Annotated in this window: 10 protein-coding genes; 4 read left to right on the forward strand and 6 right to left on the reverse strand. The window is 66.7% G+C overall.

Annotated features, from left to right (window positions below; all coding sequences use genetic code 11):
- Nucleotides 1-14: 14 nt before the first annotated feature.
- The 6 genes from HYG77_RS34490 to HYG77_RS34515 all read right to left on the reverse strand — a co-directional run bounded on the left by HYG77_RS34490 (nt 15) and on the right by HYG77_RS34515 (nt 8550).
- Complete coding sequence (locus HYG77_RS34490) at nt 15-1607, reverse strand: NlpC/P60 family protein (protein ID WP_208964066.1); 1593 nt, start codon at nt 1605-1607, stop codon at nt 15-17.
- Nucleotides 1604-2389 carry a hypothetical protein gene (locus HYG77_RS34495; protein WP_208964067.1) on the reverse strand — a complete coding sequence of 262 codons (786 nt, stop codon included), beginning with the start codon at nt 2387-2389 and terminating at the stop codon, nt 1604-1606. The genes HYG77_RS34490 and HYG77_RS34495 overlap by 4 nt, the downstream gene beginning before the upstream one ends.
- Nucleotides 2389-4551, reverse strand: coding sequence for a hypothetical protein (locus HYG77_RS34500; RefSeq protein ID WP_208964068.1), 2163 nt, complete (start codon nt 4549-4551; stop codon nt 2389-2391). The genes HYG77_RS34495 and HYG77_RS34500 overlap by 1 nt, the downstream gene beginning before the upstream one ends.
- Before the next feature lie 26 nt (nt 4552-4577).
- Nucleotides 4578-7685 (reverse strand): ATP-binding protein, encoded by a 3108-nt coding sequence (locus HYG77_RS34505; RefSeq protein ID WP_208964069.1) that lies wholly within the window; start codon nt 7683-7685, stop codon nt 4578-4580.
- Nucleotides 7669-8112: a hypothetical protein gene (locus HYG77_RS34510; RefSeq protein ID WP_208964070.1), complete on the reverse strand. Its 444-nt coding sequence runs from the start codon at nt 8110-8112 to the stop codon at nt 7669-7671. The genes HYG77_RS34505 and HYG77_RS34510 overlap by 17 nt, the downstream gene beginning before the upstream one ends.
- Before the next feature lie 150 nt (nt 8113-8262).
- Nucleotides 8263-8550, reverse strand: a complete 288-nt coding sequence (locus HYG77_RS34515; RefSeq protein ID WP_159928818.1) for a hypothetical protein — start codon at nt 8548-8550, stop codon at nt 8263-8265.
- Nucleotides 8551-9084: 534 nt separating this feature from the next.
- On the opposite strand from HYG77_RS34515, the gene HYG77_RS34520 reads away from it, so the two are divergent.
- The 4 genes from HYG77_RS34520 to HYG77_RS34535 are packed head-to-tail and all read left to right on the forward strand — an operon-like array spanning nt 9085 to nt 13292.
- Nucleotides 9085-9750, forward strand: coding sequence for a hypothetical protein (locus HYG77_RS34520; protein WP_208964071.1), 666 nt, complete (start codon nt 9085-9087; stop codon nt 9748-9750).
- Nucleotides 9747-11492, forward strand: a complete 1746-nt coding sequence (locus tag HYG77_RS34525) for an FtsK/SpoIIIE domain-containing protein (protein WP_208964072.1) — start codon at nt 9747-9749, stop codon at nt 11490-11492. Before HYG77_RS34520 ends, HYG77_RS34525 begins: the two co-directional genes overlap by 4 nt.
- 49 nt (nt 11493-11541) lie before the next feature.
- A complete protein-coding gene (locus HYG77_RS34530) occupies nt 11542-11898 on the forward strand; it encodes a hypothetical protein (protein ID WP_109335881.1) in 357 nt (118 codons plus the stop codon).
- Nucleotides 11898-13292 carry a ParA family protein gene (locus HYG77_RS34535; RefSeq protein ID WP_208964073.1) on the forward strand — a complete coding sequence of 465 codons (1395 nt, stop codon included), beginning with the start codon at nt 11898-11900 and terminating at the stop codon, nt 13290-13292. The genes HYG77_RS34530 and HYG77_RS34535 overlap by 1 nt, the downstream gene beginning before the upstream one ends.
- Nucleotides 13293-13330 lie beyond the last annotated feature (38 nt).

Raw genomic sequence — 13330 nt, forward strand, 5'->3', positions numbered from 1 at the left:
CCTCTCCTCCTGGGTCACATACGGCGGGCGCGCATGTCGGCCATTACGGGTGCTTGTTTGACGACGTCACCGGTGGTGGGTGCGTGAACCATCTGCCCGTTCCCGGCGTAGATACCGACGTGGCCCGGACCGCCGGCCGCCCAGGATCCGAAAACGAGGTCTCCGGGCTTGGCCTGGGAGATCGGGATTTCAGTGCCCACCTTCCATTGTTCCTCGGAGGTACGGGGAAGGATGGTCTTGCCCCCGGTGGCCCGGGCATAGGCGTACTGGGTCAGGCCAGAGCAGTCGAACCCGCCATCGGAGGGACCACCCGCGCCGCCGCCGCCCCACACATACGGGGTGCCGAAGTACTGGCTGGCGGCCTCGATGACATTGCTGCCGCCGGCGGTGGGGGAGGGGACGAACTCGCCGCGGCCGCCAGGTTGCTCGAACTGGGGAATGTAGGCGAGGACTTTCTGCACGTATGGGCGGGTTTCGCTGGAATAGTCGCCACCGGAGGGCATCCCACCGGCTCGCTTGATGGCACCTTCGCCGGCGTTGTAGCTGGCGATGTAGAGCGAGAGTGGATCGCCCTTCACGGAGCCGTCGGCGATCCAGCTGTCGATCGATCGCGCGATCTCACAGAAGTAGCGGCCCTGAGCCATCACCGCATCGCCGACGTCCGCTTGAGACACTCTGCCGTTGCCGTCGTCGTCGCGGCCGTACACGGCCCAGGTGCCATCCATGAACTGGGTGTAGCCTTTTGCGCCTGCGGGGCTGGTGACAGCGCGGAACCCGCTCTCGGCTTTGGTGTCCGCAGCGAGCAGTGCCGGGTTGATCTGGGGGCACAGCGATCCGCCCTTGCGGAACCATTCTTCGAATGCTGGTGGGACACTGCCGGGTTTGAGGTCGCCGCCGCCCGCGGTGCCGAAGCCCTTGCCGCAGTCGAGAGGAGTGGATGCGGCCACGAGAGAGATGGTCGATCCCGGTGTGCTCGTGTCGCGTTCGGATGGTGCAGGGGCGCCGCCGAGCTTGGTCATAGGGTCGATCGCGGTGCCGCCCTGCAGGCGGCCGCCTCCCCAGTATTCGAAGTGCAGGTGCGGCCCGGTCGACCCGCCGGCGTTACCGATGTCGGCGATGTGGTCACCGGCCGTAACGCTCTGCCCGGGTTTGACGTGGATACCGTTGGCGTACATGTGCCCGTAGACCGTGGAGACCGGCCGGCCGTCGACCACGGAGTCGATGATGACCCAGTTCTCGAAACCGACACCGGGACCTTCACCGCTCGAACCGGCGGCGACGACGAGGCCGTCGAGGGCGGCGTAGATCGGGGTACCGACCGGGCCGGCGAAGTCGACACCGTTGTGCATCGCCCCCCATCGGGGTCCGAAACCGGAGGTGAACGTGGTGGTCCCCGGTGCGATGGGTTGCTGGATCGGCCCGGACGGGATCAGCGCGGCCGTCGGCGGATCGTCGGGTGTGCTGTCTGCGCGCGTGCCCCCGGAATGGGAGTGGGCGGGCCGGCAAGGTTTGGGCAGATCGATGATCGCCCCGCCGGTGCAGGCACTAGCCATCCCGATGGTGAATGACGCGGCGAGCGCAGCCGCGGTCAGACGCCGAGCGGTCATGCGATCGGGCCTGGCAGAGGTGTGTCGAGTTCGGGGATTGGGATGGGGCCGGGGACCGGCACGGGGGCGGGGATGGTGGCCCGCTGTGCGGGCGGAGCAGGCTCCGAGGGCAATAGGGGCTCGGGGGTGCGCTCCGGGCTCAGTGAGGTGGCGGGTGACGGCGTGGTGGTGGGCGTTGTGGTGCGCGGGGTGGTGGGAACCGGGTCCACGTCGTCGAGGTCGAGCGTCGGGAGGGGCGTGTCGACTTGCCAGCCGCCGTCGGTGTCGGTGACCGCGACGGTCAGGGTCCCGGCACTGGTGTCGATCTCCACGGTCGTTCCGGTGGTGCCGGTGCCTGACAGGGTGCGTGTCGGCCCGAGAATCGACACCTGAGCGGTGGGCCGGGCCGCGGCGAGGGTGTCATTGACGCGCTCGGGGCGGGTGACACGGCTGAGCGCGATCGCCCACTGAGTTGGTGATGCGGTGGTGTCGACGAACTCGTGTGCGTAATACATCGCCGCTGTTGCGGGACTACGACCGATCGAGCTGGCCGGCATCGACGCGACTTCAGCCTCGGTGATCTCCTTGGTTGCGGCGGTCTTGGTGGCCGCCGACGTGGTGTGGGTGTTCGCCGCGTTCGCGAGTGGCTCGGCCGTGTCGCCAGCTGTCCCGGTGACTGTGGTGACCATCAGGCGGGCTAGGTAGAGGATCGCGACCATAATCGCGATCCCGCTGGCGAGCCGGCCGGGACTGCGCAGGACCCAGCTGCGAATCGCGGTGGTGATCGGGTTGGCGGTTTTCACTAGTACACTCCCAGTTCCCGATTCGGCCGGTCGAGCACTCCCGTCGACTGCTCCGCCGCGGTGTTCTCACGCAATCGAGCGCGGGGCAGGTCGTTGCGCGCGGGCCCCTCCACCGCCGTGGCCGAGGCCGGTGCTCTCTGGGTGATCGACACCCACGGACGCTTATCCTTTTCAGTCGCTTCCGTTTCCTCACTCGGCCGGTAGATGGTGGTCGGTGCGATGATCGCGTCGGGTCCGCCGTCCCACCGGGTCGTGTCCTGATGGGTAACGAAGATTTCGCTGTCTTCGGTGTGGAGGGCCTCGAATCCGTCGGTGAAACCCGTTGCGGGGGTGTGTTTGCGCAGGTCTGCGAGCCTGGTGTTTTCGTTGCCGCCGGCTGGGTCGGCGGTGAGGTCGATACCGGGGAGCCGGGTGCCGGGGTCGGGCCTGTCTTGGGACGATTTGCGCAGATCTACCATCGCTCGACGGTCGCCGCTGCGTAGGGCGGCCAGCTGTGCTTGGCGGGCGCGGTCGCGGTAGTCGTCGGTGCGTGCGGCCGACAGTGCACGTCCTTCTTGCCGGACGATCGGGGGCTTGTTGCCGCCGATCATGTCGGACCACTGCCGACCGGTCCCGTCGGCGCCGCGGTTGGTGCCGGCGCGGGCGAGTTCGAGGCTCTTCTCGGCCAGTCCCATGGCGGGGTTGGTGACCATCGAGCTGGCGGTGAGCAGTTTCTGCTTCCAGGAGCCGTGCCTGTGTCGGTCCATCGCGCCGCCGATCATGCCGCGATGCGACTGGGTAATGGTCTGTGAGAGCCGTTTAATCGGGCGCAACAACATCCAGAAGACGATGGTGAGGATGACCAAAAACCACAGCCGCCAGGTTCCGTCGACCGCATCATTGCGGTACAGCTTGATCAAGATCAGCAGGTAGACCGACATCAGCACCGCAGCGGCTACCGCCCACAGGTATATCCCGCCGAGGATGCGTCCGACACGGATCAGGATCGATCCGGAGACGATGGCGAGCGGAACCCAGACGGGGGCGGTGATGATCGCCAGCCGGATCGCTAGCAGCGCCGCGAGTTTCAGCACCGAGGAACCGATCCACAAGAAGGAGGGCATCGAGGTCTTGACCATTGACAGGAACCCGGTCGAGACACGGCTGCTGTCTTTGCCTTGGAAGGTGTAGAACGAGAGCCCCTTGCTCTCCAACGGTTCGACGACCTCCCGCCGGAACTTCTCGGCCTTGGCCTCGTCGATCTCCTTCTGTGCCGCGTTGTCGGCCTTAATCCGTTCCTGCTCGTCGTAGGTGTAGGCGATCGACTCCCGCAGCTTCGGCCACAGATCGTCGAGCGTCCGGCCAGATGCGTTTGACCCGAAGTATCCTCGCTGCACGTCCGGGATGATGATTCGGTCGGTGATCACCAACCGCGGGTCATCGGTCATGCCCGCAGAGTTAAAAATTTCGCCCTGAGTCTTCGTGATCAGCGCGCTGAACGTCTCGTCGGAGATCTGGATCGCCTTCGCTGGTGCACCGACCATCAACCCACCGATCGCCAGCGCGCCGGCACCAATCGCAAGCTGCCGAAACACCGCCGGGGCATCTGATCGCAGACCGCGGTAGAGGATGATCAGCCCGGCCGCGGCCACCCCCAGCCCGAGCCACGGCCCGTAGACGGTCGGCCGCAATGAGTCGGAGACCGCGAGCACGATCTCGTCGAACTGCGCGATCGCTCCCTGTCGCCCGGTCTCGCGGCCCTCGGTGGGGGTGTTGGCCTGCTCGTCGAGCCAGAACGCCGCGGCAGCGAACGATTGCCCGATCGTGAGGAAGGTATTTCCGATGTCGGTCTTGTTGCGCACCAGCGATACCCCGGTGATGTCTTCACCGCAACCGAGGTCGTAGATGTGCCACGTCAGACCTGCCCAGCCGTGGCCGCCGTACCCGGTGCCCGACAGCTGTGATTCTGTGGGCTTGTCCACCGATCCGGAGTCGAAGAACGCTGGCGCCGCCGAGTTCGGGGACTGCGGTGCCGGCACGTCCTTGCAGTTGAAGCCCGCGGCGTGGGCGGTGGCCTGCCCGCACAGGGCGCTGAGCCCGACCAGCATCATGACCGCGCACAGTTGGATGATCCGCTGCCGCAGGTGTGCGGGTGATCTGGTGGTGCGGGCGGTGACGGGCATCGAGAAGGTCCTTCCCAAGGAGGGGGTCAGGCGGCGGTGGCCCGGGAGTTCAGTGCTTGCGCGACGTGGGCGATGTGAGTGAAGTTCGTCCAGTTCGCGCGCACCAACTCGATGTCGCCGCCGAGGCGGACGACGTAGGTGCGGGCCTCGTCGGCGCCGGTCTTCGCGGCGCGCTGTTTACGAGCCTTGTTCGCGCGCGGGTCGTAGGTGTCGTTGCGGCCTCCGCCGAGCTGGTTCGCCAGGATCGTCTCGTACCCCTCGCCTTCGTCGAGGCCGAGGAGTTTGAGTGCGTCGGAGATCGCCCGTTCGGACGAGCCAAGTCGGCCGATGATGATCTCGTCGGTCAGCTGTGACTGGTCCTGGTCGTCCGCGCCGTCCGCCAATCCGAGGAAATCGCCGGCAAGCTGGCTGCATACCAGTGCGCGGGTGCGGAACTTGCGGGTATCGCGACCGAGCCGGACGTAGAGAGTGCGGCCGGCCCCGGACTGCTTGAGGTACTTGTTCTCGTCCAGGAACAGCAGTTTCGGTAGTGAGCGCGGCTTGTCGTAGACCAGCCGGGTCGCCAACCACGCCGCGAGGTGGATCAACGGCCCGGCCAGGCGTTGACTGTCGGTGGCCGCACTTCCCTCGGCCTTGTCGTCGATCTGCAGGCCCGGCATGGTCAGGATCGTCAGGCGCTCGTCGAGGACCGAGTCGAACAGTTCGGCGGCGGCATCGTCACCGGCGGTGGCCGACGGGAACAGCACCCGCGCATCGCGCAGCTGCGACATCGTGCGCAGCATCGGCCCGATCCGGCCCGCGGCGGTGCGCAGTCCTTCACCGATGACGGGGGTGTTCTTCGAGCCAGCGGTCTCGCCGCTAATCGTGCCGTGGGCGACCCCGTGGCCGTTGGTGTAGACCACACCGGCAGCGATGTGATCGATCGCGTCGAGGACCTTGCCCAGATGGTTGGTCGGCTGACCCCCCACCATCGCTGCTGCCATCCGGACCACACTCTTGGCATCCCGGTCGCTGCGGTCATCGGCGTCGAGCATCGAAATCAGCACCCAGGACGCGAGCTGGACTCGCTCGGCATGGGCGGCACCGCGATCGTCCTCGTAGGCCGCTGCCGCGGCGGCTGCCGGGTCGGATTCGTGTGCGTACTCGGCATGGCCGGGGCGATAGATCTCGTCGGCCGGGTCCGGTTCGGACACGACCCGGTAGACGTTGAGGACGCCGGGCTTCGCACCGCGGCCGGTCAGCTCGTAAACGCGGGTGAACGGCCTGAGTTCAGGAAGCTCGGCGAGGGCGCGCAGCGGACCGGACGGGTCGAGGATCACTCCGTGCGCGCCCAGGCGCAGCGCCTGGTAAGTGATCATCCCAGCCAGATGGGTTTTGCCGGCTCCCTGGACGCCGACCAGGGGGGTCAGGCCGCCCTTGTCGAAGAAGTCGTGAGCGGCGAAGAGATTCCAGGCAACCGGGCGCACCGAGATCGACGCGGTTTCGCCGAGGATGATGCCCTCCTCGTCACCGATCCGGTCGGCCGCCGCGCCCATCCCCGCCGACATGGCCAGAACGCTCATCCTGCGCTTGTGGGCGGTGTTGGCGAGCTTCTCACCGGGCATGAACTCTTTGAGCAAGTGGTACTGGCCGTTCTCGACTTCGAGTTCGATATCTGGTGCGTACTGTTGCTGCAGCTTCGAGACACGGTCCCGCACCTGTTGGGGGGAGGAACCGGACACCGCGATCCGCCACCACCCCGATCCTCGGGTGGCCAGTGCCCCACCGTTCGACATCTCCGTCCGCAGGCGCCGGGACAACCCGTGCTGTGCTGCTAACTCATCGGGTGGGGTTTCGTCGTGCTCGACGGTGTAGTGCCGGTACTGCGCCTCGATCGCGTTGCGCTGCTTCTGTATCTCGCCGAGTGTCTCTTCTGGGGTGTGCAGGGTGATCCGCTCGGACCACTCCAAGGGCAACCCGAGCTGGTCGCCGAGCAGCTGCCACGGCATCTTCTGTTCCGGGATGGCCAGTGGTGCCATCCTCCCCACCGTCAGTACGGTCACGTAGGACCTATAGGTGCGGCCGGCGATCGTGCCTTCGACGACAGTGTGTCCGGCGCCGGGCGTGTAGTGCATGTCCGTCAGGTTGCTCAGCGACAACAGATCGGGCAGATCCCAACCTGACGGTGCGCGTGCGGCGGCCGGTTCGGTCAACGGCATTCCCACTGCGGCGGAGCGGCGCAGCAGATAGTCGATCTGTCCGCTGTCGGCCGGCAGGGCTTCGACACCGGGGGAGAGCATTACGCGTTCGATCTCGGCAATGTGTTCGGCCGCGGCGTCCTGTTCGGCGCGCAGGACCTGCTCCGACCACTTCGATAGCCGCGGTCCCAATCCCTTCACCGCGGTGCACATGTCGGCCACCGCGACGATTGCCTGGGCGGTCATCGATCGGCGGGGCAATTCGATGCCCCAGTATCGGCGCTTGCGGGTGGGGGCGGAATCAAGCAGCGCCACTTGCTGACCGATGAGGTACTCGTCCCACGCGAGAGCGCCTGGGACGTCGGGGAGTCGGTTCTCGGCGAGTCGTGCGTGGGCGCGTCCCCATTCTTTGACCGGCCAGGGTTCGCGCACGGTGCGCCGGTGGATGCCGGCCACTCCTTTGCTGCGCAGTTCGGCCAGCACCAACGCTTCGTCCCGGATGAACCGCGACTGATCGGCAATTGCCCGCATGCTCCATGTGCCGGGCGATTGCACGAACCACAACGTGGCGGTGGCGTCGGTGATCGTGACGTTGCCGAGCACCGCCCGCAGCCGCCACTTGGACTGCTTCCGCAGCCGCGCCTTGCTCCAGCGATCGGCGGCGGCACTGGTCGAGTGCCCCTGGGGACCCGGTCGGGACTTCTTTCCGCGCTGTTTGCTGACCCTGCGGCGGGCAGGTTGTGCGGCCACGTCCTCGTCGGAGCTGGCGACCGGGGAAAGGTCGGTGGGCAGTGCATCACCCAAGCTCGCTTGTGGTGCAGCGGTGGTGTGCGGGTCGGCGGTCTGCAGCCCGGCTTGGCGCGCCGCGCGTAACCATGACTCGGGCAGCACCGGGGGCAGCGCCCCGGGCGGTGGGACGAGGTCGGCCGGGGCGAACCGGTTACCGGGATAGCTCATGACCTACCTGCTCGTAGTCGTAGGAAGTCGTGTGATCAGCGGCAGCGGGGACGAGGCGAACCCGCGCGATCTGGTCGGGGATCGACACCCTCGGCGGCGCGTTCCGAAATTTCTTGTCGAGCTTGACCGCAGGGCGTGGGGAGGTGAGGTCGTTGATCGCGGACCGGGCCAGTGACCGGATGGTGCGTTCGTGGCCGAGCCCGTCGACGATCCGTTTCGTCCCGAGATAGGTCAACCCCAGCACAACGGTGACGCTCCAGCCGCTCCACGGCACCGACAGCACCCCCATGACGAGGATGTACGACAGCAGCAGTAACAGCACACCGATACCCATCGCCTGCCATCTGATCGGCCTCGGGAACGCCCGCCCCGGAGGACCTAGCCAGTGCTGATCCACCCGGTACAGGTCGTCATCGGTTTCAATCACCGCTGTCCCCTCACCGGCGCTCGTTGATGGCGCGACCGATTGCGAACACGATGGCGGCAGCGATGATCACGCCGAAGATGATCGTCATGACGGACATGGGTTTGGGTTCCTCTCGAAAGTGTTGAGTCCGTGCGGTTATTCCGCTACCGGTCACGCACCGGGGACTATCAGGCGGATGATCCCGGTGCCCACGTTCATCGCCGCGTCGGGGTTCGCCGACAACCCGAACCACCCCAACGCGATCAGAGAAAGGCCGACGATCGTGATGACGGCAGACCAGGACGAGCGAATGGCCTTCGCGAGAAGCACAATCGCTCCCACGCCGAGGATAGGCGGGACCACCTGCTCGCGGAGGAATCCGCCCACCCCGGTGGTGTCGATCCCGTCCTGCGCCAGGTACGTCAGCTGTGACGCAGCCTCGAAAGTCTCGTGAAGCATGTTCTCTCCCAGAAGATTCACGACAACACCGAATGGTGACGGAACGAACAATGGCACAGGGTGGCTTCGGTGCACGAAGACCCCCGCACGCACTCGGGCGTGTCGCTGCGGGTCCGCTGAGGGTGGGAACGGTCGCTGCGAGGACTCGGGCTCCACCATCCGGGCACCCTCTCGGGGACAACTCTGGTGAGGAACGTGATTCACCCCATGTGGGGTAAGCGTCGACCGATTACGGCATCGGGATGCCTGCGCCCCACTCCCTTCGGGAGACGCCTCCCCCCTACGGGGGGAGGCGAAGTTGCAAATAGCGCCACAGCCCGGTATTGGCGAGAGTGGGCCAAACACCACTTGGCAGAGGTCTTTTGAACTCCTCGTCCGGGTTGGTGTCACCGCGGTCGAGGACACATCCGCGGGAGATGCGAGCGGGGCGACACGCCCGAGTGCGTGCGGGGGTCCTTGGTGAAACCTTTTGCAAGCGGATTCACTTGTGCGCATCAGCACGACGCCGATGTCCGACCGAGAAGGGTTTCTGCGATGCCGTCGAATGACCCTGTGGGCGAGTTTTTCCGGGATGTGTTCGGCTCGTCCGGTACCTCGTCTGGCTCCGGCGGACGAAGGCGTTCCGAACAGTCGGGGGAGGAGGGTGCGCGTTTCACCCCGTGGGTGGCCGTCGTCCTGGTCCTCGCTGTCGTCGTGTGGTGGATGCCGACCCTGCTGGTCTCCGCTCAGGTAGCCGAGCTGTGGCCGCGCGCGCCGCTCTGGTCGCAGTGGCTCATCGACTTTCGGCCCCAACTCGTCGTCGCGGTCGCTCTCGTCGGTGCCGGGGACCTGATTCGGTTCCTGCGGCACCGGCAGCGGCGAATCCTGTCCGCGGTGGTACGGCAGACCACCGGTCACAACCCCGCACGGATCAGGCTCAGCGTGCGTACCGGGTGGCATAGCACCGCGTGGGCGGTGATCCGTCTGCCACAGGGATCGGTCGTCGATGCGACCCGGCAGGAGCGTCTCAATGCGGCGGTCAATGCGTTGATCGTCGGGTCACCGCTGTGGCACCGCGTGCGCGCTGCGCTGCCGGCCCTCGCACCCATTCGACCCCTGCGATTCCTGCCCCGCATGGCGGTGGCACAGATCGACCGTGTCCCGGCGGGAGAACTTGCACCCGACAGTAATTCCCCCTCGACGTCGAAGGCGGATCGATGAACCGATTCCTCGGACCCACAGTCACCGACTGGAAGTACGTCACCGACTTCCGGGCCGACAAGAGCACCATCACGATCACCCGCCGACCGGTGCTCCCGGACACCCGCAGCCCACGGCACCGCATGCTCGCCGAACTGTTCTCCGACGGCAAGGCCCTGCGGGACGTGACGGTCTCAGTCGGCGCCTATGCCAACGACGGAACCGAAGCCTCGTACCGCATCCACTACAAGCACACGCTGGCCACTGGCATGGAAGCCAACCGCGACAAGCTTTCCGAGGCTCTGCTCGCCGCCCTCGGTACGCACGAGTCAGGGCAGCTGTGGCGAGTCGATTGGAACCTGGAGCAGCCCATCATCACCCTCTCGCTCCGCAAACCACTCGAGAAGATGATCCTGCACTCGCTGCCGACACCGGCCATCGAGCTACCTGGGCCGAGGCTCGACGAGCACGGCATCGGACGTCAACAGATCGACTGGCCGAGTCGGGTTCCGAACAAGCCGGGGCAGCGCCTGCACGTCCCGTACGCCTCGTGCGAGATCGGTTCCGACGTAGTCGACGCGTTCTGGAACGTCTCACACCGCTCGTCGGCACCACACATGCTGGTCGTCGGACCGACCGGCGGCGGCAAAACAGTCCTGCTGACCACGGTCATCACCGAACTGGTTCTCCGCGGTATCCCGGTCATCGGTGTCGACCCCAAACGCATCGAGCTGCATCAGTTCCTCGGCTACCCCGGTGTACCGGCAATCGTGTTCGAACCGCTGCGCGCGGCGAAACTGATCTACGCACTGTGGTGCGAGATGCACGCACGCACCAAGTACATGCAGATCCAACGCATTGCGCCCGCGAATATGCCACTGCTGGTGGCCGTGCTCGACGAGTTCTTCATCCTGTCCGCCTCGTGGACTCAGATGGCCAAGAGCGGAACCGACGTGGAGAAGGACGTTCTGAAGTTCTGCAATCCACTGGGGCGGATCGGTGAACTGGTCGCGCTGGCCCGCTCGACAGGTATCCGCCTCGCCGTGGGTGTTCAGCGTCCCGATGCGCACCTGTTCGGACGCGATTCCGGTGGTGTGCGCGATAACTTCAAGACCCGCGCCTCGCTGGCCCGCCTCAGCAGCGACGGCGCCTACATGATGTGGGGAGACACCACCGTCGGACGCGACATCGATGCCGCCATCGCCGGCCGCGCCACCGTCACCGATCCCTCCGGTGACCCGGCACTCGCCCAAGTGTGGTTCACCCCCAGCGTGGACGCTCACCCCGCAGTGCGCGCCGATATGTCCAACGAAGAACGCTGTGCCGTCGACAGTCTCCGCCCAGAGGTGGACACCCCGGTGTTCTGCTTCTCCGCCGAGTTGCCCGAGTTCGTCGCCGAAGAACAAGCTCTGATCGCCGCAATGGCCAACGACGTGCGCGACCCCATCGCGATCTCGAGCAGCATCAGCGCACCGAGTGCGGCCGACACCATCGCGGATGCGATCCCGGCCCGCTCCATCGAAGAGGGCATGCACATCGTCGTCGGACTCGACGACGACCCGGACCTGTCCGGACTGGTCGCCTCGGTCGAAATCGCCCGGGAAGTCGACCGCACCAACGACGGCACCGTCACCGACGAAGGCAAGGTCATCGTCGGCATTGCCGTCGAGAGCGCCGGCCGCCGCCCTGAGGTGCTGTTCGTCGAGTACAGCGGCCTCGACACGGTCGTGCTCGTCGCACCGGAACTCCCCACCGCCACCTGACTTTCGCATCACCCACCACCGTTACCAGCGCAACAAGAAAGGTCCCACGATGGCAGTCCGGCAGATCGAACGAGCAGTCATCCTCGAGCCCGAGGACATCGAGGCCATGCACCGCCCGTTCATCAACAAAGGCAACTCCGACCCCGTCGTTCGAGCGTTCCGCGAAGCGTTGCGAGCCTCCACACCCGGGTGGCTCTCGGCCCTGGACTCGGAAAGCAAGACCGTCTCCCGCAGCCGACTCGACGAGCTCCTCACCGCGATCGGTCATCGACGGGACCTGGTGGGCGCACTTCCCAACGGCGAGGTCAAGACCGAGGCACTCGAGCAGCTCACCAGCCTCGATGAGCTGATCACCGAGATGCTCGCCCAGCTCGACGGCACCACCTCCGGCACCGGGAGTCTGTGATGTCGGCCCCGCAGATGACCGTCGCCATCGACGACGGAGGACGCCACGCCACGGCGCATGTGCCGTCGCAGGCCGCGACGCTCGACCTGCGAGGCGACACCGAGCAAGACCTGATGACCGCCGTGTTCGCCCAGGCCCACGCCGAAGCACGAAGCAGCGGCCAAACGATCACCGTCGCGGTCAGCGGCGGCATCGACACCGCGCCGATGCGGCTCGAGGTCGACCCCGACCAGACCATCCGCCCGGCCCCAGAACAGACCCCGGGCCAGGGACCCGTGACACCCAACCGGGAACGGCCTCAGGGCCGCCCGGGCGGCGGCACTCCCGTGGTACGGATCCAGGCGGAGGGCATTGAGCCTTCCGATCCCGTGCGGTCGCCAGCGAGCGATCCGACACCCGAATCGGCAGCTGTGGGCGCCGAGGAGGAGGACGGACACGCTCGCATACCCGTCCGGCCGCCGCACCCGATGTCGGGGCTCACGGCCCCCGAAATCGCCCCCGGAGCGGGCGAACCCGCGCGTCTGGGAGTGCGAGGCCGGCTCAACGCCCTGCTCGGGTTACGCCTCGCGCCCCAACCGCAGTCACCGGAGATGCGGCTGCGGGCCGCCGAGTCGGTGATCACCCGGACACTGCCGGATTTCTCCGTGATGACCGTCGCCAACCCGAAAGGAGGGGTCGGCAAGACGCCGATCGCCGTGGCTCTCACTCAGACCTTGGCCAACCTCCGCGGCGCCGGCACCGTGGTGTGCGCAGATCTCGGCGAGGTCGGAGGCAGTCTCGCAAAGCGGGTCGCCGTCCGTCCGCCGCACGACAACGACATCCCCGCATTGCTGGCCGCCCATCCCGACCCGCGCGCCCCCATCCGGCCCTCGGAACTTTCGCAGCACCTGACCCGTCAACCGTCGGGTGAAGACATCATCGCGGGACGCCGCGGCGGTGCCACGTCGGTTCTGGGCCGCAATGACGCGGCGCATCTGGCCGCGATCGTGGCCCAGCACCGCGACATCCTCGTCGCCGATACCGGCAACAACCCCCTCGCCGGGAGCTGGCAGTGGGCAGTCACGGCAGCCGACGCCGTCGTGATGCCGGTTCCGTTGCGCTGGGACGCCGCAGATGCCGCGGAAGAAATGATCACGGAGCTGGCGTCGACGGGCAACGGTGTCCTGCAACGCACGATCGTCGTCATCACTACCGGCCCCGGAGACGCCCCGATGGTCGAACACGACACTGTCGAGGCCCTCCGCGAACTGGGAGTGCCACTTGTGGCGCGCATGCCATTCGAGCCGCTGTTCGCTTCCGGGGAACGCCTGGCGCTGTCCCGGCTCCAACCCCACACCCGGGCCGCGCTGACCCGACTGGCCGAAGAGGTCGTCAAGACGATCACCGGCCCCTGATTTCAGCCATCACCCACTCACCCTCGATTCGCACCTGG

Origin of the sequence: Rhodococcus sp. ZPP (assembly GCF_017656075.1) — a bacterium.
Lineage (GTDB): Bacteria > Actinomycetota > Actinomycetes > Mycobacteriales > Mycobacteriaceae > Rhodococcus_F > Rhodococcus_F oxybenzonivorans.